Annotated in this window: 21 protein-coding genes and 1 tRNA gene; 5 read left to right on the top strand and 17 right to left on the bottom strand. The window is 38.2% G+C overall.

Annotation, left to right across the window (positions count from 1 at the left end; all coding sequences use genetic code 11):
- Positions 1 to 6: 6 nt before the first annotated feature.
- The 4 genes from BR30_RS0118005 to BR30_RS0117990 all read right to left on the bottom strand — a co-directional run bounded on the left by BR30_RS0118005 (position 7) and on the right by BR30_RS0117990 (position 2973).
- Positions 7 to 474: a cytochrome c oxidase subunit II gene (locus tag BR30_RS0118005; RefSeq protein WP_026566184.1), complete on the bottom strand. Its 468-nt coding sequence runs from the start codon at positions 472 to 474 to the stop codon at positions 7 to 9.
- A gap of 12 nt (positions 475 to 486) precedes the next feature.
- Positions 487 to 636, bottom strand: coding sequence for a cytochrome c oxidase subunit 2A (locus BR30_RS36815; protein WP_155928714.1), 150 nt, complete (start codon positions 634 to 636; stop codon positions 487 to 489).
- A 194-nt stretch (positions 637 to 830) separates the two neighbouring features.
- Complete coding sequence (cyoE, locus tag BR30_RS0117995; protein ID WP_026566183.1) at positions 831 to 1775, bottom strand: heme o synthase; 945 nt, start codon at positions 1773 to 1775, stop codon at positions 831 to 833.
- A 214-nt stretch (positions 1776 to 1989) separates the two neighbouring features.
- A complete protein-coding gene (locus BR30_RS0117990) occupies positions 1990 to 2973 on the bottom strand; it encodes a 2-hydroxyacid dehydrogenase (protein ID WP_026566182.1) in 984 nt (327 codons plus the stop codon).
- A 184-nt stretch (positions 2974 to 3157) separates the two neighbouring features.
- Between BR30_RS0117990 and BR30_RS0117985 the strand changes: the two genes are divergently transcribed.
- The gene (locus BR30_RS0117985; RefSeq protein WP_026566181.1) at positions 3158 to 4060 is read left to right on the top strand and encodes a DNA-3-methyladenine glycosylase 2; all 903 of its coding nucleotides are present in this window, start codon (positions 3158 to 3160) and stop codon (positions 4058 to 4060) included.
- A gap of 58 nt (positions 4061 to 4118) precedes the next feature.
- On the opposite strand, the gene BR30_RS0117980 is transcribed toward BR30_RS0117985, so the two are convergent.
- The 13 genes from BR30_RS0117980 to BR30_RS0117920 all read right to left on the bottom strand — a co-directional run bounded on the left by BR30_RS0117980 (position 4119) and on the right by BR30_RS0117920 (position 17664).
- Positions 4119 to 6146 (bottom strand): glycoside hydrolase family 3 protein, encoded by a 2028-nt coding sequence (locus BR30_RS0117980; protein WP_051633673.1) that lies wholly within the window; start codon positions 6144 to 6146, stop codon positions 4119 to 4121.
- 332 nt (positions 6147 to 6478) lie between these two features.
- Positions 6479 to 7219, bottom strand: a complete 741-nt coding sequence (locus BR30_RS0117975; RefSeq protein WP_026566179.1) for a response regulator transcription factor — start codon at positions 7217 to 7219, stop codon at positions 6479 to 6481.
- Positions 7216 to 9060, bottom strand: a complete 1845-nt coding sequence (locus BR30_RS33920) for a sensor histidine kinase (RefSeq protein ID WP_035445729.1) — start codon at positions 9058 to 9060, stop codon at positions 7216 to 7218. The genes BR30_RS0117975 and BR30_RS33920 overlap by 4 nt, the downstream gene beginning before the upstream one ends.
- Positions 9061 to 9178: 118 nt before the next feature.
- Positions 9179 to 10204, bottom strand: a complete 1026-nt coding sequence (locus BR30_RS0117965; protein WP_026566178.1) for a TRAP transporter substrate-binding protein — start codon at positions 10202 to 10204, stop codon at positions 9179 to 9181.
- Positions 10205 to 10251: 47 nt separating this feature from the next.
- Entirely contained in the window at positions 10252 to 11547 is a 1296-nt protein-coding gene (locus BR30_RS0117960) for a TRAP transporter large permease (RefSeq protein WP_026566177.1), read from the bottom strand.
- A 1-nt stretch (position 11548) separates the two neighbouring features.
- Entirely contained in the window at positions 11549 to 12046 is a 498-nt protein-coding gene (locus BR30_RS0117955; protein WP_026566176.1) for a TRAP transporter small permease, read from the bottom strand.
- Between the two features lie 497 nt (positions 12047 to 12543).
- Positions 12544 to 13299 (bottom strand): amino acid ABC transporter ATP-binding protein, encoded by a 756-nt coding sequence (locus BR30_RS0117950; protein ID WP_026566175.1) that lies wholly within the window; start codon positions 13297 to 13299, stop codon positions 12544 to 12546.
- Between the two features lie 21 nt (positions 13300 to 13320).
- Complete coding sequence (locus BR30_RS0117945) at positions 13321 to 14034, bottom strand: amino acid ABC transporter permease (RefSeq protein WP_026566174.1); 714 nt, start codon at positions 14032 to 14034, stop codon at positions 13321 to 13323.
- A gap of 12 nt (positions 14035 to 14046) precedes the next feature.
- Positions 14047 to 14754 carry an amino acid ABC transporter permease gene (locus tag BR30_RS0117940; RefSeq protein WP_026566173.1) on the bottom strand — a complete coding sequence of 236 codons (708 nt, stop codon included), beginning with the start codon at positions 14752 to 14754 and terminating at the stop codon, positions 14047 to 14049.
- A gap of 21 nt (positions 14755 to 14775) precedes the next feature.
- The gene (locus tag BR30_RS0117935) at positions 14776 to 15648 is read right to left on the bottom strand and encodes a transporter substrate-binding domain-containing protein (RefSeq protein WP_026566172.1); all 873 of its coding nucleotides are present in this window, start codon (positions 15646 to 15648) and stop codon (positions 14776 to 14778) included.
- Entirely contained in the window at positions 15638 to 16819 is a 1182-nt protein-coding gene (locus tag BR30_RS0117930; protein ID WP_026566171.1) for an acyl-CoA dehydrogenase family protein, read from the bottom strand. The genes BR30_RS0117935 and BR30_RS0117930 overlap by 11 nt, the downstream gene beginning before the upstream one ends.
- Positions 16820 to 17280: 461 nt before the next feature.
- A complete protein-coding gene (locus BR30_RS38005) occupies positions 17281 to 17493 on the bottom strand; it encodes a hypothetical protein (protein WP_155928710.1) in 213 nt (70 codons plus the stop codon).
- A 98-nt stretch (positions 17494 to 17591) separates the two neighbouring features.
- Positions 17592 to 17664, bottom strand: a tRNA-Val gene (locus tag BR30_RS0117920).
- 185 nt (positions 17665 to 17849) lie between these two features.
- Between BR30_RS0117920 and BR30_RS0117915 the strand changes: the two genes are divergently transcribed.
- The 4 genes from BR30_RS0117915 to BR30_RS0117900 all read left to right on the top strand — a co-directional run bounded on the left by BR30_RS0117915 (position 17850) and on the right by BR30_RS0117900 (position 19960).
- On the top strand, positions 17850 to 18074 hold the full coding sequence (locus BR30_RS0117915) for a hypothetical protein (RefSeq protein WP_026566169.1): 225 nt from the start codon (positions 17850 to 17852) through the stop codon (positions 18072 to 18074).
- Between the two features lie 99 nt (positions 18075 to 18173).
- The gene (locus BR30_RS0117910) at positions 18174 to 18896 is read left to right on the top strand and encodes an alpha/beta hydrolase (RefSeq protein ID WP_026566168.1); all 723 of its coding nucleotides are present in this window, start codon (positions 18174 to 18176) and stop codon (positions 18894 to 18896) included.
- 123 nt (positions 18897 to 19019) lie between these two features.
- Entirely contained in the window at positions 19020 to 19532 is a 513-nt protein-coding gene (locus tag BR30_RS0117905) for a YjcG family protein (protein WP_026566167.1), read from the top strand.
- Between the two features lie 5 nt (positions 19533 to 19537).
- Positions 19538 to 19960: a GNAT family N-acetyltransferase gene (locus BR30_RS0117900; protein ID WP_026566166.1), complete on the top strand. Its 423-nt coding sequence runs from the start codon at positions 19538 to 19540 to the stop codon at positions 19958 to 19960.
- The last annotated feature ends 133 nt before the right edge of the window (positions 19961 to 20093 follow it).

The raw sequence follows: 20093 nt of genomic DNA, 5'->3' as shown, positions 1-20093 counted from the left end.
CCCCCTTTATTTAACCGTAATCGTTGTACTCATTGCTTGGTGACCAGCACCACAATATTCATTACATAGCACTAAGTAAGTGCCTGGTTTATCAAACTTTTGGGTAATTTTTTGAATATGCCCTGGCATAACCATCGCATTCACGTTGGTTCCAGCAATTTCAAATCCATGGACCACATCTTTGGAGGTTAGGGTAAAATGGACTGTGGAACCAGCAGGGACTTCAAAATTTCCTGGATTAAAGCTGAATACTTGTAAGGTCATAACAACCTCAAATTCATTTTCACCAACTTTAGTAACACCCGGTTTATCGAATGGAGCTATTTGATCCACTTTTTGAGGGTCAATAATTTCCTTATTGCTTGGTGGAGCCATATCTAAGGCAAATGCTTGATAGCCTGTGATAAACATGAAAATCATGATTATCCCAAAACTTAAAGTCAGCCAAATCTTTTCATCAAGATGCATCTTCATTCCAAATCCCCCCTATACTCTAGACATATAAAGTCCATATAATAAGAAATACGTAAGTAGAATGACTACTCCCACAACACTTACGGAAATCCATGTTCCTTTTAACGGTGCTTCATGAACTTCTTCTGACTCCTTTTTATTGTTTCCTTTTCCAGCTCCCATTCCGAATCATCCCCTTTGTGATTTTCATACTTATATCATAATTGGGAACAATTCACAGTGTAGTGAACCGCATCACACATCTTTTCATTAAAAAAATAAATACATTTTTGAGAAATCCGTTTAATAAAAAAAAGTCTGATCGATTGTAGGCTTTGTATTTGCCTACAACGATCAGACTTTTTCATAAATTCCCCTTAGCGATGGAAAATCGGCAAGGTAACCACGATCATCATGAGGAAGATAATGGTTATATAATTAACAGAGTATAAAAAATTCACTTGTGCCCATTTCAGGTTATCTTTTATAAAAAATCCACTGATACTGACAACTAACCACCCTGCGTTAAGCAAAGTAGCTATGACAACAAATGATGTTCCAAGTGTCTCTAAAAAGAATGGTAATGGAAACAAGCAGGCAATATACAAGACCATTTGCCGTTTAGTTACGGAGAGACCACGAACAACGGGAAGCATCGCCACCCCAGCCGCTTTATATTCTTTATATTTCTTAATGGCTATCGCGAAGGTATGGGGCATTTGAAAAATAAACAAAATTAAAAATAGAATCATTGGTACCTTTTGAAATCCAGGTGCAATCGCTGTCCAGCCAATTAAAGGTGTAACCGCACCAGACACACTGCCAATTATGGTATTAAAGGTATACTTTCGTTTCGACCACATGGTATATGGAAAACAATAAGTAAACCAGCCTACGAAAGCATATAACGCCGCTTCGAACGTCGTAAACAGTAATAAAATAAATCCAACTACGGTAAGTGAAATTCCAATTGTTAATACTTGCTTCAGTGAGAAATTCCCAGTCACCGTTGGACGATTCTTTGTTCGATCCATTACTGTATCAATATCAACATCGTACCAGTTATTGAGTGCAAGTGCCCCGGCAATCACCATTGTACTTCCGAAAATGGTCAACAGTAATATATCCAAATTACTTGTAAGAGAGACATCCGTAAAATATAAGGCTAACCAAAATCCCGCAAAAACCGGCAGGACATTAGCGGTTAAAACATTTGCTTTAAATAGTAACTTTAGATCAGTCAATATACTAGATAGATTTCGTTGATTTAATATTATAGACCTTCCATCCTTCTGTAGAGAAGGTATCTCATTATTACTCATATAATATCCTCTCCTAAGAAGTAATTCTAAACAAATTTAATACTATCATACCATATTTAGATTATCATAATAAATGGTGTCAGGCACCTGAAAATGACTGTTGTATATTACCAATTTCCCGAAATTTGATGAAATTTTTGAGGATGTTCCCCTCATCTTAGAAAAAAAGGCGTAGAGAATCACCTTTTTTCAAATGATACTTCACGCCTTTTATTTATCGAACTTCGCTTAAAATCTCTTGATTTATTAAGGAAGGCGGCTGTTTTCCCTTGAGACCAAGTACTAGATTTTCCGCTGCAAGTTTAGCCATTTTCAATCGTGTTTCATAGGTAGCAGAACCGATATGAGGCAATGTGACTACATTATCCAGTGATAATAGCGGGTGGTCTGGATTTACTGGTTCTTGTGTGAACACATCAAGTCCTGCAGCTAAAATCTCTTTATTTTGAAGAGCCCGAACTAAGGCATCTTCATCAACTGTTGCCCCGCGCGAACCATTGACGAAAATGGCCGATTTCTTCATTAATTTAAATTCCTTTTCCCCTATTAACTTTACAGTGTTTGGAGTTAGCGGCGTCATTAAGCAAATGAAATCAGCTTGCTGGCATATGTCTTCAAGTGAACAATAGGTTGCTTGAAAGGTTTGTTCAGCTTTTATATTTCTTGTCCGATTATGATACAAAATAGGCATATCAAAGCCAAAATGAGCCCGTTTAGCAATTGCCGAGCCTACCCCTCCCATTCCGATAATACCTAATGTCTTATGATGAACATCTACGCCAAATTGCTCTTCACTAATTTTCGATGTCCACTTCCCTGACTTGACCATCTGATGTAATTCTGGCATTCTTCTTGCGGTTGCAAGTAGTAAACCGAAAATAGTATCAGCTACACTATCATTTAATACATCCGGGGTATTGGTAGCCATAATTTTTCGTTTATTTATTTCAGGAATATCTAAATTATCGTAGCCGACCGAGATATTGCTAATAATTTTCAAATGAGGCGCCTGCTTTAAAAACTGCTCATCTACTTTTAATCCCGAGCCTAGAATCCCATATGCTTCCTTTAATTCTTGATAAAAGTCAGGAAGTGTCTGCGCATCCAAGTTTTCAAAGTAAATTACTTCACAGGCTTCACGAACATATGCCAAAACTGTTGGATCGACTTTATTATAGACAATAACTTTTGGTTTCATCAAAGATTCCTCACCTTCATTTGTAGATTCTTCATAGAAGCAATTAACATATATTCAATATACACTTAACTAAGTGGAAAATAATAGATTTTTGATCATAAGATCAAGATATAAACATTATTTTTTATACTTTTATGATAATAATAGAATATAGCAGATAACCGGGGGAGATAACGTGACTAAAATTAGAAGTAAGTTCGAAGATGAAGATCTCATTATTACACTGCCAGAAGAGTTTAATCTCAAAGTAAACCTTAGTTATCTAGAGCGGAATAAAAATGAATGTATGTATGAAATAGAAAAAAATACCATTACAAGGGTTATCGCAATTGGAGAAATTCGAACTCTTGTACAAATAAATGTAAACGATAAGAACCAAATGATTGTTCACTTTTTAGCAGGTAAACCATGCGAGACTTCTGATGTAATCCGCTATATCCATGAATGGTTTGACCTCGATAACGACTTAACCTCCTTTTATAAGATGGCGAAAGCTGATCCATTACTTAAAATGCCCGTAGAAAAATTTTTTGGATTACGCCTCATCGGAATCCCTGATTTGTTTGAGGCACTCTGTTGGGGAGTCTTAGGGCAGCAAATTAACTTAAGCTTCGCCTACACATTAAAGAAGCAATTTGTTGAAAAATTCGGTGAGTCAATCGAATGGGAAGGACAAAAATATTGGATTTTTCCTTCCTACGAACGAATTGCTAAACTCACACCCATCGATCTGGCGGAAATAAAAATGACCGTGAAAAAGAGTGAATATATTATTGGGATTGCGCAATTAATGGCCAGCGGTGAATTATCCAAAGAAAAATTAATGGAAGTCGGTAATTTTAAGGTTGTCGAAAAAAGATTAATGAAAATACGTGGGATTGGTCCATGGACAGCTAATTATGTGCTGATGCGCTGCCTGCGCTTCCCTACCGCCTTCCCAATCGATGATGTAGGTTTACTCAATGCCATTAAAACAATACTTAATATGGATAGAAAGCCGACCAAGGAGGATATCTTAAAGTTTTCTATCCCATGGAGAAATTGGGAATCTTATGCAACCTTTTATCTATGGCGTGTTCTCTATTAAATCAAATAAACACCAGCACTAAAAGGCTGGTGTTTTCATCTTGTTTAAAGAAGTTTTCTTATTTATATGACAAACCAAAATCGAACCCGTACGTGTCACCATTTTTGTTCTTGTAAGTATAAGACGGAGCTTCTACATAGCCAGGAATATCTCCGACTTCGTTATCTACAGCGTCCTTATTAGCAGGGATAGTGAACGGAAGTTTCCCAGTAGGATTGAATTTTCCACGGATAACATCAACAATTGCCTCAGTTTTCACACCAAAAGTGCTTATGACAGCTGCGGCATTTGGCTCAATTTGATCAATCAACCAAGGATTTGTCATGTTTATCGCCGTAATAGTCGGCACCTTTTTTTGTATCTCAATAATTCTATCGACATTGGTAATCCCTGTTTCCGGACCGATTGTTATCCGTGGATTATTATCCCAGTTCGATTGAACAGGACGGACCCAAACAAATGCATGTGTGGCTTCATCTATATTATTTGTGACTCTGATAGATGGATCGTAGTTTTGTATAGTCTCTTTTAATTTCTTGGTACTTGCTTCATCATTTCCACCTGGAAACATTTCCACATAAAGCTTTACATTTTTCACTTTTTCATCCCTCAAAGGCAATAGATTTTCGCCATTGATTTGATCATTGCGTAAAAGGACGATGGACTTACGATGGGCTTCATCAGCTTTTTGCTGTGATGCTGGATTATTTACAACATTAAGTGCATTCTGTGGGTTTACGTAAGGGTTTTCAAATAGCCCCAATTTCATCATTTCTGTCAGCAAAAACGTGACCGATTCGTTTACTTTCTCTTCATCAAGCAAACCGTTTTTAACTGCACTAATTATGGGAGTTGGATCGGATGCTCCAGAAATAATGTTTGTCCCTGCATCGATTGCTTTCGCAAATTTTTGCTCTGGCGTTAAGTTTTCAGCCCCCCAAGCGTTATTTCCAATCGCACCCGTGTCGGAGTTTACATAGCCTTTGAATCCAAGCTCTCCACGCAAGAAATCTGTTATAAACCCTTTATTCAACGCAAAGCCAACCTCTTCAAATTGCTTATCTTGTGCATACCATGGCAATCCTTGATCAGCGCTAGTGTTGCTTGGATACGCGTAATAAGGCATGATAGCCGATGTACCCGCTGCAATTGCAGCCTTAAAGGGCGGAATATGATACTTAAGTAGACTCCCTTCGGTCGGATAAGGATTAAATTTACCTTCCACAAAATGTGGGTCCAAACCATTATCACGTGCCCCGCCTCCTGGGAAATGCTTCGTCGTGATCGAAACACTGTCTGGCCCAAGTGCATCGCCTTGAAAACCTTTTATCGTGTTATAAATCATGTTTGCAGCAAGCTCAGGATGTTCTCCAAATGTATCTTCAATTCTTGCCCATAACGGGTCTGTGGCAACATCCGCCGTATAGCCGTAGATTTTGCGAATACCAGAAGTTCTCCATTCTTTTGCAGCAATTTGAGCGAACTCATTTACAAGATTCGTATCACGCGTTGCTGCGAGACCTAATGGACCCGGCCAAAAGGAAAACATTCCAGAGCCTTCACTACTATTCGTATAATCTATTGAGGCATGATTCCGCGGGTTTGATGTGATCACAATTGGAATACCTAATCTTGAACCCTCCGCTGCCTCTTGCAGCTGATTATTATAGTCGGCTATAACATCTGCTGTCGGAGTTTGACGGAAGATGAAGTAGCGTGTATTTTGATTAATTAACTTATTGGGCTGTAACTTCCCATCCTTAAAACTCGGAAATTCAGTAATAAGCATCATTGCAGCTTTTTCCTCAAGTGTCATCTGTTTGACAAGATCCTTTACACGTACTTGAGTAGGGAGCTGCCAGTTTTCATATTGATCCACTTTTTTGTTCCCATTTAAGTCTTTGAATTTTTTGCCCCCCTGAACAAGGACATTCTTGGCGGTTGCTTCGATCTTAGGTGCATTTTGCTTGTTGCCATTCGATTTTTCTGGTTCTGCACTTGCGAATGGTACAGCAAGCGATGTTAGCATCACCGCTGCAAGCGATATCGATGCTGCCTTTTTAAAATGATTTGAAAATACATTCATCCTCTTTTCCCCCATTTCAGATAAACACTGCCAAAAAATTAGTAAATGGACCAGTTCTGCTAGAACACCTCCCAACTCACGTAAACGCTTTCATCACAAATTGATTGTACATTTCAATTTGTAATAGATAATAGGGAGATTTTTTAGGTGGATTTGTGTTTTTTTAAGATTCGTAATATTCGGTTATATTGTCCTATGATAAAAGACTTATAGTTACAACCTGTAACCTTCCAATTTAAAAGTTTCGAATTAGTTTCAGCAAAAAAAATAGTCAGTAATCTTAAGATTATTGACTACGCTAATCTTCTTCATTTAGGATGTAACAATTCATTTTATATTGCAGATTTTCGAAACTCTGAGGGGGAACAACCCGTAATTCTCTTAAAGTTATTACTGAAATAGGCTAAATCAGAATATCCCACTCTTTCGGCAATCTCCGACATTCTTAATGTTGTATTTTGTAACAAACGTTTACTCTCCTCAATTCGAAGTTCGGTAATATAATCAACAAACTTTTTACTAAGCTGCTGCTTGAACAATTGACTGAGGTAACTAGGATTCATGTGTACACTCTCTGCTGCATCCTTTAGCGTTATTTGGTCTAATGGAGTTATTTTTAAATAATGCAACACCCGGTCGATCGTTGAGGAAGGAAGGTTTTCATTCTCATAATGAGCAATGTTCCTTTTCTGTTCTTCGTTAATACATTTATCTAACCACTTTTCAAGACATCTTCTTAACTCAGTCTCCTCTATCGGTTTAAGGAGGTAATCGGTTACCCCGCTCCGCATTGCTTGTTGTACAAACTGGAACTCATCATGAACAGTGATAACGACTACATCCTGATTTCTCTTTAATTGGTCCAGTTCCTTCACCAATGAAAGCCCATCCATTATCGGCATACGAATATCCGTCATAATCAGGTCAACCTCATGTAGCTTTAACCAGTCTAATGCGGCTAATCCGTTTTCACATTCGTGGACCACATGCAAGGGAAGGTTTAACTTGTTAATCGTCCACTTCAGAGCTGTTCGAACCCATTTCTCATCGTCAACCAACAAGATATTTTTCATACTTGTTCCCCTTCCTCCTGTTCATCTATGATTGGTAAATGCATATCGATTTCTGTCCCTGCCCCATGTTCACTGTGAATTGAAATCCCGTATTCAGGACCAAACAAATAATGAATTCTTTGGTGTACATTTATTACCCCGATATGAATTCCTTCACTGGAAGTAGTTTTTTGTTCAATCTTCTTTATGATCTGCTCTAGAATTTGTTCCTTTATTCCAGCACCTGTGTCTGAAATGCGAATAATAAAAGAAGTTTCGGATTGACGAAACACAGAAATGATTATTTTCAATTTCCAAATATTCGGACCAAATCCATGAACAAAACAATTTTCTATTAATGGCTGCAATGAAAACTTTGCAACCTTAAGATTCATTGCCCATTCTGGAATATCAAACAAAAACTCAAACCGGTCGTCAAAGCGAAATTTCTGAATTTGCAGGTACATTTGGCAAAATTTAATCTCTTCACCCAGACTTACTGTAGATGAGCTATTTTTTAAATTATAGCGAAGCAGCTTTCCTAATGCGGAAGACATATCAGCAATATTTTCCTGATTCTGTTCCAAAGCCATGCCTCTGATCGTTTCAAGAGAATTGTATAAAAAATGAGGGTTCATTTGTGACTGAAGCATTTTTAATTCAATTTCCTTTTGTTTGAGTGACATTTCTGCCGCTCTTAACTTCGAGACATATACTTCTTCAAGCAGATTTGATAGCTTTTCAACTGTATTATTAAAACCTTTGGTCAGTTGTCCAATTTCATCGTTAGATTCCACTCGTACTCTAAAATTAAGATTTCCAATTTCAACTTCTTTCATATATTGTTGCAACCGCCGAATCGGGCGAATAATGCTAGTAGCAAAACCAAAACCAATCAGATAGGCAATGATTAATGAGATAAGTATCGTTGAGACAATTGTTCTTCCGATTTGAATAATTCCCCCCGTTACATCTCGGTATGGGACGGCGGTGAAAAAACCCCAGCCAAGGTTTCGGGAAAACGTATAGGTGACGAAATCTTTCCGTTCGTTTTCTAAAATTTTCGTACTGCTCCCTTCTGTTTTCAGTTTAGAAAGTTGATTGAATTCTACTTTTTTTCCAAGTTTCGAATAATCGGGATGATATACATAATGACCTTTTGCATCTAGAATAAAAAAGTAGCCATTTTCACTGATCGTTACCTTGTTTGAGATTTCTTCAATCCTTCTGAAATTAATATCAATAATTAACATTCCCACTGGCAGGAGAGTTACAGGATTATATAGCCTTCTTACAAGGGAAATTACCGGCTCCTCTTTATTTTGTAGTTTTAGCGTTCGAGTTACCAACATACTCATTCCATTAAGTGGGACAGAAGAATACCAATATTCATCCTTTATTTTGGATGCAGGATAATAATTTCTTGTCCCGAGGGTATCAATTACCTGTCCTTTATCAAGAATCACTGTAATATTTGATATATCAGCTCGTGAATATTCCGCTGACTTCAAGGTATTACGAGCCAATTCACGAGTGGCCTCTTTATTTTCAACTACTTGTGTCCGCATTTTCAAAAGACTGGAAAATTCAGGAGAGTTAATTATTTTTAAGCTTGTAATCTCAAAATCTTGTAAATAATATTCTATATGAGTCTCAACTTGATCAATCACCTGCCTGCTGGATTGACTAAGCTCATTTTCCAGCTCAATGGATGAACGCTTGTATGAAATAAATCCAACTGAAAGAACAGGAAAAATAACCAGAACACTGGAGAATGCGCAAAGCTTTGTCATTAGTGATTGATCTCTTAATAGAAGGTAGCGATTAATAAATTCTGCTGTTTTTCTCCATTGCTTTTTCATTTTTCAACCATCCCAATTAGGTAAAATTTCCGCGATTTTTTCTCTAGGATAAATAAATAGAAAAGACCCAGCTGGTAAATGGATACATTTACCAGCTAGGCTTGTTACTAGTTAAAAACTATGGACGTGCTTTATCAATTGCGTCCATTACTTCTGAATAATCTTTGGAGTATTTATCAACCATTGGCTTGACTGCCTCTTTCCATGGTGTCATATCGTCAACGTCAACAAATTTCACTCCAGCTTCTTTCAATTTCTTTTCTGAACGTTCTTCCCACTTCGCCCATTCTTCTCGTTGGGTTTTGACAGAATCTAACGCTGCTTGTTTAATAATTTTTTGATCTTTTTCTGATAGCTTATCCCACGCCGCTTTACTAATGAGTAATACTTCAGGAATACGTTGGTGGTGATCTAAGATAAAATTCTTGGCTTCCTGATAATGGTTGGAGGAGTCTAAGCTTGGCAGGTTATTTTCTGCTCCATCGATAATTCCTGTTTGAAGGGCGCTGAATACTTCACCATATGGCATTGGTGTCGCACTTGCCCCTAAAGCAGCCATGAAATCAATGTTGATTTTGCTCTGTTGTACACGAATCTTTTGTCCTTTTAAATCCTTTACACTATTAAGAGGTTTGGTAGAATAAAAACTCCGAGATCCTGAATCGTAATAAGCAAGCCCTTTCATTTTGGATTGCTCAAGTCCATCAAGCAATTTTGTCCCCATATCACCGTTAAGGAATTTCCATAGATGTTCATCGCTTTCAAATACATATGGGAGTGAAAGTGCTGCAAACTGATCGTTGAACTCTGCTAATGGGCTGGAATTGATTCTAGTAAACTCAATAGCCCCAAGCTGCACCTGTTCCAAAACAGATTTTTCATCCCCTAATTGAGCGGATGGAAATACTTCAATTTTAATTCTTCCATCAGATCTTTCTTCTACTAATTCAGCAAACTTTTTGTCCCCTACAACAGTCGGATAATCTGGCGGCTGGTTATCTGCTAAGCGAAATGTATACTTGGCTTCCTCCGCTTTAGATCCTCCATCTTTGGTGGAGGCAGTTTCATCTTTCCCACAGGCAGCCAGGATGGTACCCATTAAAAGCGTCGCTGCTAAAACTCCTGTAACCTTTTTTCTTATCATTCTTGAAACCCCCTTGAATTTTTTTATATTTTCACCTATTCCTTCGGTTACTTGACTAACAAATGCGGTAGCCACATAACAACCTCAGGTATATAGGTGATAATTAACAAAACAACAAGTAATGCATAGAAAAATGGCATCATAGCTTTCGTTCCCTGCTGAATGGAGACTTTCCCTATGGCACACCCGACAAACAACACCGTTCCTACCGGTGGTGTTAAAAGACCAATCCCAGCATTTAAAATAAGGACAATTCCAAAGTGAACAGGATCCATTCCTAAGTTCGTTACTACTGGAAGGAGAATTGGAGTCATTATTAAGATCATTGGCGCCATGTCCATTGGTGCACCAAGGAGAAGCAATAAAATATTAATAATTAATAAAATTACTAGTGGATTATCAGAAATATTTAAGAATAAATCTGTTACCATTCCCGGGATCTGCAAATATGCTAAGATCCAGCCAAAGGCTGCAGAAGCGGCAATCAAGAAAAAAACCATGGACACCGTTCTCGTTGTTCTGATCAAAATTTTCCAAATACTAGATACCGGTGCCTCCCTATAAATACCGAAAGCTAGAATAAAAGAATACAAACATGCTAATGCACCTGACTCTGTTGCCGTAAACCAACCTGTTAAGATACCGCCTAAAATAATGACGGCTGGACTTAAAGACAAAATTCCGTGAAGAAGGATACCGCCGATTTGAGATTTTGGCACAGGATCCGCTTTTCCATATCCTCTTTTTCGGGCAATGAGGTAGCCCGTAATCATTAAAGCAATCAACATAATGATTCCGGGAACTATTCCAGCCATAAATAGACTAGCGATTGAAACTCCTCCAGCAGCTAGTGAATATAAAACTAGATTATGGCTAGGTGGAACTACTACACCTTGAATAGCGGAGGCAATGGTAACACCTACAGCGTAATCAGCTTCGTATCCATTCTTTTTCATCATTGGAATCATAACTGACCCTACAGAGGAAACATCAGCGACGGCAGATCCCGATATATTACCAAAGAACAAAGCAGCAACACTATTTACCATTGCCAGACCGCCTCGAATTCTTCCAACTAATAAACTTGCAAAATTTACAATTCTGTTGGCGAGTCCTCCTTCGCTCATTATTTGTCCTGTCAGGATAAAGAACGGGATGGCAAGCAATGAAAAAGAATTGACACCTTGTATCATTTGCTGTCCTATGACCGGAAGGGGTATCCCCAGATAGATGACAGTCAGCAATGATGAAGCAACGAGTGTAAGGGCAATCGGAAAGCGAAATAAAATTAAGATAACAAAGCTTGAAAGTAAGATGATAATACCTATCGTGTTGCTGTCCATGTTACATGCCCTCCTCTACATCTTGATGTCGGCTTGTGTTAATATTTAAGAAATGCAAAATTGAATAACCGCAAATCATTATTCCTGTGATTGGCATGGCCGCATAGGTAACACTACTTGGAAGTTTCGTAGCTGGTAGTGTGGAATCCATCATCAATACAGTAAAGTCCCAACCTTGAATCACTAAATAAAAACCAAAAGCAAAAATGCTAGCACTGATGATTTTATCTAGGACTTTATTAAATCTTTTTGGAAAAAGGTTGGTAAAAGAATCAATCCCCAAATGAATATACTCGCGAAAACCAATGGCGATAGCCATAAAAGCAAACCAGGCAAGTAAAAGCAGGGTCACTTCCTCTGACCAGAAAAAGACGAAGTTTAATAATTTTCGGGTCATGACTTGAGTAGTTACGACAAAGATTAATAAGACTAATGATAAAAGAGTGAATTTTTCAAAAACTGAATCGATGAAAAGGCACACCTTTTTGATAAAATTCATATGATCCCCCCTAGCTGAAAACGTTTTCTTGTCTTTAATTGTACGAATCATATGAATCTTTTAAAATGCTGTTTTTTTAGGATAATTTGTGTTTTTTTTAGGTGAGGTTTCATTTATTTTCTTTTCAACTGAACTTGATTTAATGATGAACTACTCATCCTAATACAATTGTTATAAACACCCTCAAATTAATTTGTTTATTAAACGAATTAACTTTATCTTAAATTTATCATTTTTGCTGATTTCTATCAATAAATCATTTTCTGGTGCATCTTTTGGTGAATTCTAAATAGAAATGGCTTTTTTATAAAAATAAATAATAAAAAGAGGTACTTCCTTGATCAGGGTACCTCCATCTACAATACAATTAAATTTTTTTGTTAGGCTCTTAGAAGCTTATCTTCATTAGAGTGAAACACAAAAAACAACAAAACTGTCCAGCTTAATGATTGTTCCAGCCATTGAGTGGCTCCTGAAGCAGAGAACTTTCCCCCTGCCTAAATATTATAGATATAATCCTCGGGAATCACCCGTTTTAGGAACTGCTTAGTTCTTTCTTCTTTTGGTCTTGAGAAAATTTCTTCAGGGGCATCTTCTTCTACGATGACACCGCCGTCCATAAAGATGACTTTGTTTGCTACATCTTTTGCGAAAGACATTTCGTGAGTCACGACTAACATGGTTGTGCCTTCTTTTGCAATGGTCTTCATGACGGTTAATACTTCGCCGACTAATTCAGGATCGAGAGCGGAAGTGGGTTCATCAAATAAAATAATATCGGGATTTAAAGCAATGGCTCTAGCTATTCCTACCCTCTGCTGCTGGCCGCCGGACAGCTGGCTGGGGTAGGAATTTATTTTATCTGATAAACCGACTTTCTCCAATGCCAGCTTCCCAATCTTATTGGCTTCTGCTTTCGGAACCTTTCTTCCAATTATAAGACCTTCTGTCACATTCTCTAATGCTGTTTTATTATTAAATAAATTATAATTCTGAAATACAAAAGCGGTCTTTTGCCTTATTTGGTGAATTTGTTTTCGGGAAGCCGATTTGAGGTTAACATCCATGTTCCCAAAAATGGCCTGCCCCTCATCGGCCCGTTCAAGAAAGTTGATACACCGGAGTAAGGTTGTCTTCCCTGAACCGCTTGGGCCAAGAATGACCACCACATCCCCTTTTTCAATCTTTAAATCTACTCCTTTTAAAATCTCATTCTTACCAAAGGATTTATGGATATTCTTAATCTCTAACATGATTTTGCCTCCAATACTGATTCAGGCATCCACTGCTTTATACTTTCTTAACCGCTTTTCATACAGCTTAAATAAGTATTCAACTAAACTGCATAAAAGAAGATAGACGAGAAAGATATCTATGTACGCTTCAATATAATTGTAGCCGACATTGGCTGCCACTTGGGCTCGTAACGTTATCTCTCTTAAAGACAATGCATATCCTAATGAGGTAGCTTTGATGAGATTGACGGTTGCTGTGCAAATATTGGGCAATGCAACGACCAATGTTTGGGGAATGATAATCCTCCTGAATGCCTGCACATTGTTCAACCCCACTGAATATGCAGCCTCCAGCTGCCCCTTGCTCACTGTGCTGATAGCGGAGCGAAATACTTCTATTAATATAGCAGTCGTATTTAAAGAAAAAACAATGAATGCATACCAAATCGGATTTATATCGTATATATTCGTTTGAACCTGGTACTCTTCAAATATCGGTTTCAATAGTATTGGCACACTGGTAAAAATAATAAAAATTTGCACAATAACAGGTGTCCCTCTTACAAACGAAACATACACCCGCGATAGCTGGCTGATGACAGGAATTTGATTGATCCTCGATAAGGCAAGCAAAAATCCCAAAGGAAGTGCGATCAACAGCGAAACAATGGTAATGATTAATGCTGTAGGTACCCCGGATAACGCAACAAAAAACGTTTTAACTAAAAACTGATAATCTAAGCCGACCGACACTCTGTCACCCCCTTACGTTGTTTTGATTACCTGCTTACCCTTACTGAATATTTTTTCCAGCTTGGAGAAGAATTGTTCTATTAATATGGATAGAATCCAGTATATAAGCGATAATCCAAGATAAATTTCTAAGGAATGGGAATTATAGTTATTAGATAAAATGAGACTTGCCTTACCCATAATATCCACCAGCCCAATGGTATAGGCTAACGAGCCTTCTTTCATTAATTCTAGAAAGCTGTTACCGAAATTGGGCAATGCTACTACAAATGCCTGCGGTAAAACGATTCTCCTAAATGCCTGGGCCGGGCTGAGCCCGACACTAACGGCTGCTTCAAATTGACCTCTGTCAATAGATTCATAGGCTGTTCGCATCACCTCAGACATCAATGCACCAAATTGAAGCGAAAAGGTGATGATAACAAAGACAGCGGTATGTAGAGTATTCAAGTCTGTACCAAAATTACCAACTATGGCCGGAAGTCCATAATAAACCAAAAATAGCAGAACAATAGATGGGGTACATCTAATAATGGTGGTATAACCATTGGCGGTTTTTTTCGCTATTTTACTCGATCCAAGCTTCATCAAAGCTAAGATAAAGCCTAAAATCGTTCCGAACAAAACCGATAGACCCGCAACCATAAATGTTACTTTTAAAAATGGAACAAGCTGTGGTATTGTACCCCAAAGGTAGGAAACATCAAAATACTTTTGCATATGCTGCCTCCATTTTAGTTATTATCTTTTTACAGTATCCAATAGTTTGAATAAATCAGTATTATAGAATTTCACCATAATTTCATTCGTCTTCTTCTCTTCCTTTAATTTCTTAATGGCTTTGTCATAGGCGTCAGCAAATTCCTGTTCTTTTTTGTTAAATAATGGCCAGGTTTTGACAACCGTAAACTCATTATAGACAACCTGATCTACTAAATTATGATAGGGACCATCCTTAGCGAGAACTTGCTTTTCGTACGTTGCTCCTAAATAAATACCGCCATCTACACGTCCTTCATTAACCCATTGAACAACATCCACTGAGAACGCATCTCCGGCCTCCAGTTTGACCTTATTATCAGGATTAGCTTGGTTATATTCATCCACGATGGTATATTGAGCATTGCTTGCCGCTATAGGCGCTAAAGAAAACTTCTTTTTCGCAAAATCGGATAAATCTTTGACATCTTTATTTTCTTTTTTCATTAAAAGGCCGACACCGCTAAGTCCGAGGAATTCTTTCGGAAAAATATAGCTTTTCGTTCTTTCCTCCGTGAACCAGGCATTTTTTACCCCTACTTGGTATTTGCCTTGCTGTACCCCTACCAATAAGTCCTCACTTGATGTTGGCACATATTCAAATTTGTATTCTGGAAGTGCCTTATCCACTAATTTCATCACTTCAAGTTCATATCCAGTCGGATTTCCCTTTTCATCTACATACCCGATTGGTTTACCGCCTTGATCAAACGCTACTTTTACTGTTCTGACTTCTTTCTTAGCATCTCCTGAATCTGACTTTGCTCCTGTTGTTGTCGTGGAACCGCATCCTGAAATTAGGGTAACTAAAGCTGCTCCTGTTGCTGCGATTTTTAATAACTTATTAATTTTCATTGTTTTTTCCTCCCTTAGATTCATATTGTTGAATAGCTGTTTGAGCTAATTTTGAAATGGTTAAATCATCCATTGGCGGATTGTGCAGTCCTGCCCGGACATCCCGGTAATAACGCTGCAAGGGATTGGTCAGCTGCAAGCTTTTTGCTCCCACTAACCGCATAGCCTTGTCAACGACTGTAATAGATGAATTGGTCACGATATGTTTTGCTATAAGCGCTTCATTCGTAATGGTTTTATTACGTTCCTCATCCATGTAAGCTTCTGCTGCACCATAAAGCGCAAATCTGGCTTTGTATAATTCCAATTCCATCTCGCCTAACAATGCCTGCACATTCGGTAGCCCTGCAATCGTACCCTTTATACTATTGGGAGAGTGGGTATTGGCAAAATGGAGCGCGTAGTCCCTGGCTGCCTGCGCTATTCCTAAATAGGCTGCGGGGATTAGCAGACCCCATCCATTCAATTTAAACCCCGTATTGTAGATTGGAATTTCGACTAAATCTGACTCATCCACCACCACGTTTTTTAATACCAGATCATGGCTGCCAGTCCCACGCATCGCGATCACATTCCAATTTTCCTCGATGGATAGACCTTCGGCATCTTTTGGAATAAGGAAAAAGCCAACTGTTTCTTTTTCTTCTATCCAGGCAGAAGTTAGGAAGTAATCCAGTTCCGGTGAGCAGGTTGTATAGCTCTTACGCCCATTAATCACCCAATTGCCATCTAATTGTTTGGCATTGGTCCCCGGCCGGCCGCCGCGAATTGGACTGCCTGTCGCGATTTCACTCACCGCCCGGTTAATGATGGCACCGTTATTGACCTCTTCTGCAAAAAAAGCTAGCTTTTCCTGTTCCCAATAGCGGTTTTCAAATAATTCTCCAACGGTCATTAATGTCCAGCCAATTGACAATGCTGTACTGCCATCAAAGCTGCCCAGTGTTTCTTGTACAAGAAGGGCATCATAAAGAGAAAAACCAGACCCGCCAAATTCTTCAGGCAAGGTTACCTTGGTGTAACCAATTTTTCGTAAGGCATGAATATTCTCATGAGGGAAGCTGCCTTCCTCGTCAATCAAGGCGGACCGTTGTTTAAATTCCACTTCTAAAGGCGTCAAACGCTCCAGCCACTCACGTTGTTTCCTATTTTTAATAAATACTTCTAGCATCCTTCTGCTGCCTCCTAAACACTTAAAATAAAAAAGACTGCTCCCGTTTTAGTGGGAGCAGCCTTCAGTTGACTGATCAGCTATGCTCATAAGTAAAATATTTTTTTAATATTATGAATCTATTACATATAATAAACTCCACTAATCCAATATGTCAACTAGGAATTTGGGATAAATTCATTATGCACGATTGTATGCAGCGCTTATATGATGGCATCTATTGCGGTAGCTACTCCGTTATTTCTCAGCGTTTATGTATAATGACCCGCACATATCTCGAAATATTTCGTCCCCTCTACCGTATACCCCCAGTAGGTATAAATATAATATCACTTAGGTATAAACGACTATTTTCGACAAATAAATCGACATCATCCGACATTTCTGTTATTCTAATTTCAATAGCTTATTTTTTCATTTCGGTCATTCTCCCTTCAAATGAGATTGACCCTTTTTTTTGTCTAATCTACGACAGTAACTGCGCACACATCTACGAAGTCCACCCGTTCGAATTCGCCAGGCTTAACATGAATACCTTCTTCGTTCTTATTATATACGAACAAATATTCTAAATGTGGATAAAAAAAAAGAACGTCTCCAAGGCCGACGTCTTTTTCCTGTTCATTTATCAGCCAAAATAAAAGCTCATCCTGTTCGTTAAGACAACGGAACAAAAGACACATAAACCCAGCGCTACCCTGCGATTAACGCATAAGTCACCGACAATAAAAAACGGTAGAACACCGTCGTATCAACGTTTCTACCGTCCGGATGACCTGTGAGGGGTTCGAACCCCCGACCTCAACCCTGTCAAGGTTGCGCTCTCCCAGCTGAGCTAACAGATCTCTTATTTAACTACAAATTTAATTATAGTAAAAATAATAAAAAAGTCAATACTAATTTTAGTTTTCCATATAAATATCCCTTTTAACCAATGCTAATTCAAATAAGAACATTAGTTCTTTTATCCTTGAATAAAGAACAAACGTTTGGATATAATAGTACTAAAAACAAGGAAGGAGTGATCCACATGGATGGGCTTTTCATGCGTTCAATCGAGGAAAATATTCCATTAGAAATGATTTACCTAGCCGACAACCAAGAATTATCCCAACGGAAATTGATTGTGAAGGAAGTGAATGACGAATATATTCGCGCCTTTTGTCTGCTCCGAAAACAAATGCGCACCTTCAAACGTGAAAATATATTATCCATTATGCCTGAATCCCGTACCAACTACCGCTACCTTCACTAATCCTCACACCCATATTCCTCTCCCTATTATTAAAAGCATTTCCACTTTAGTTTTGTTATAATGCAGTGGTAGAGATCGAATCACGGGGGGATTTATCACATGCAGTTTCCAAAAGGATCCATCAAAGAACTTACCATTTATAGTGCTGAACTTGGAGAGGATATCCAACTCCTTATCTATCTGCCAGCAAACTTCTCACCGCTATATAAATACTCGCTGTTAATCGCCCAGGATGGCCGAGACTATTTTCAGCTCGGTAGAATCGCGCGATTGGCAGACGAGTTTCTTTTTCAAAGAGAAATTGAAAATTTAATCATTGTGGGGGTACCCTATAAAAATGTAGAAGACCGCCGCAAGAAATACCATCCAAATGGCTCTCAGAACCAACAATACATCCGGTTCCTAGCCCATGAATTAGTTCCTTTTCTTGATCAAGAGTTTCCTACCTATCATATGGGCTCAACAAGAGCACTAATTGGCGACTCCCTCGGTGGTGCCGTTTCATTAATGACAGCGCTTCAATATCCACATACATTCGGAAAAGTTCTTTTACACTCTCCATATGTGGATGAAAATATTTTGAGCGCGGTTAAGAACTTCTCGGAGGGACAGTTATTACAACTCTACCATGTGATTGGGAATCAAGAAACGGAAGTTCAGACAACGGACGGCAGCCTTAAAGATTTCCTAACCCCGAACAGGGAGCTTTCAAAAATGATTTCTGAGAAACCCATTACATATTTTTATGAAGAGTTTAGTGGAAATCATACCTGGAAGTACTGGCAGCCTGATTTACGGCGCGCCCTTAAAATGTTGTTTTAATTTCAATAATATCAACAACATGATAAGTCATTTAATATATTTTGAAAATTTGCTATAATATTAGGAAGGTTAATTTTTGTTTATAGTGTAAAAAGGAAAGTTCAACTAAATGGAGGTATACGTATGAAATTTGGAGTTGTTATTTTTCCATCAAAAAAACTACAGGATTTAGCTAATTCCTATCGAAAACGTTATGACCCGCATTATGCTTTAATTACGCCGCACCTAACCTTGAAAAATGCATTTGAGGCGTCCGAAGAAGAAGCGAAGGAATATGCTGATAAATTAAGAAGATTGGCTGCCCATCACCATGCATTTACATTAAAAACTTCGAAAATCAGCTCATTTAAGCCCGTAAACAATGTTATTTATTTTAAAGTCGACAAATCGGACGAACTCACCGCTTTGCATAATGAAGTTAATCAAGAATTTACAGAGCAAAACTTAGATTATGCATTTGTTCCGCATATCACCATTGGTCAACAACTTTCCAATGATGAGCATTCTGATGTATTTGGCTCACTACGTATGACAGCGATTAACCATGAAGAATCGATTGATCGTTTCCATCTTCTTTATCAATTAGAAAATGGTTCCTGGACCGTTTATGAAACATTTCGTCTTGGAAAGGAATAGTTTAAGTGACAGTAAAGATTGTTGAAAATCAAAAAGAACTTGAAGATGCCTATTTTATTAGGAAAACTGTTTTCGTTGAAGAACAGGCGGTCCCACTTGAAGAGGAAATCGACGCCTACGAAAACGATGCAAAACATTTTATCATGTACCATGAAGGTTCTCCAGTTGGTGCTGGTCGCTTTCGTTTCGTTGACGGCTATGGAAAAGTCGAACGAATCTGTGTCTTGAAAGAGGCAAGAAAAACTGGGGCCGGAAAAGAAATTATGAATACGATTGAAAATTATGCACGGGTAAACGATATTCATCAATTAAAGCTTAATGCTCAAACCCAGGCCATTCCTTTTTACTCTGGACTTGGTTATGAGATCGTTTCAGAAGAATTCATGGATGCAGGAATTCCACATAAAACGATGGTGAAAAAAATATAACCTTTTGAAGCACTTGGCGCGGTTAGCGCCAAGTGCTTTTTTGGTAATTCCATCAATGTCAAAGAACCTCTTTTAGTTCCTCCAAGGTTTTGATATGATAGAACATGTCTTGATTTTTAGGATATAGAGGATA

The sequence above is a fragment of the Bacillus sp. UNC41MFS5 genome, assembly GCF_000686805.1.
This window is presented reverse-complemented; position numbering and strand designations above follow the sequence as displayed.

What these genes read in the sequence shown, in the direction of transcription:
- BR30_RS0117960 (WP_026566177.1), bottom strand. Translation starts at nt 11,547, where the DNA reads ATGGACAGCAACACGATAGGTATTATCATCTTACTTTCAAGCTTTGTT.
- BR30_RS0117940 (WP_026566173.1), bottom strand. Translation starts at nt 14,754, where the DNA reads ATGCAAAAGTATTTTGATGTTTCCTACCTTTGGGGTACAATACCACAG.
- BR30_RS0117950 (WP_026566175.1), bottom strand. Translation starts at nt 13,299, where the DNA reads ATGTTAGAGATTAAGAATATCCATAAATCCTTTGGTAAGAATGAGATT.
- BR30_RS36815 (WP_155928714.1), bottom strand. Translation starts at nt 636, where the DNA reads ATGGGAGCTGGAAAAGGAAACAATAAAAAGGAGTCAGAAGAAGTTCAT.
- cyoE (WP_026566183.1), bottom strand. Translation starts at nt 1,775, where the DNA reads ATGAGTAATAATGAGATACCTTCTCTACAGAAGGATGGAAGGTCTATA.
- BR30_RS0117930 (WP_026566171.1), bottom strand. Translation starts at nt 16,819, where the DNA reads ATGCTAGAAGTATTTATTAAAAATAGGAAACAACGTGAGTGGCTGGAG.
- BR30_RS0117915 (WP_026566169.1), top strand. Translation starts at nt 17,850, where the DNA reads ATGGATGGGCTTTTCATGCGTTCAATCGAGGAAAATATTCCATTAGAA.
- BR30_RS0117955 (WP_026566176.1), bottom strand. Translation starts at nt 12,046, where the DNA reads ATGAATTTTATCAAAAAGGTGTGCCTTTTCATCGATTCAGTTTTTGAA.
- BR30_RS0117990 (WP_026566182.1), bottom strand. Translation starts at nt 2,973, where the DNA reads ATGAAACCAAAAGTTATTGTCTATAATAAAGTCGATCCAACAGTTTTG.
- BR30_RS0117980 (WP_051633673.1), bottom strand. Translation starts at nt 6,146, where the DNA reads ATGAATGTATTTTCAAATCATTTTAAAAAGGCAGCATCGATATCGCTT.
- BR30_RS0118005 (WP_026566184.1), bottom strand. Translation starts at nt 474, where the DNA reads ATGAAGATGCATCTTGATGAAAAGATTTGGCTGACTTTAAGTTTTGGG.
- BR30_RS33920 (WP_035445729.1), bottom strand. Translation starts at nt 9,060, where the DNA reads ATGAAAAAGCAATGGAGAAAAACAGCAGAATTTATTAATCGCTACCTT.
- BR30_RS0117935 (WP_026566172.1), bottom strand. Translation starts at nt 15,648, where the DNA reads ATGAAAATTAATAAGTTATTAAAAATCGCAGCAACAGGAGCAGCTTTA.
- BR30_RS0117975 (WP_026566179.1), bottom strand. Translation starts at nt 7,219, where the DNA reads ATGAAAAATATCTTGTTGGTTGACGATGAGAAATGGGTTCGAACAGCT.
- BR30_RS0117965 (WP_026566178.1), bottom strand. Translation starts at nt 10,204, where the DNA reads ATGATAAGAAAAAAGGTTACAGGAGTTTTAGCAGCGACGCTTTTAATG.
- BR30_RS0117905 (WP_026566167.1), top strand. Translation starts at nt 19,020, where the DNA reads ATGAAATTTGGAGTTGTTATTTTTCCATCAAAAAAACTACAGGATTTA.
- BR30_RS0117910 (WP_026566168.1), top strand. Translation starts at nt 18,174, where the DNA reads ATGCAGTTTCCAAAAGGATCCATCAAAGAACTTACCATTTATAGTGCT.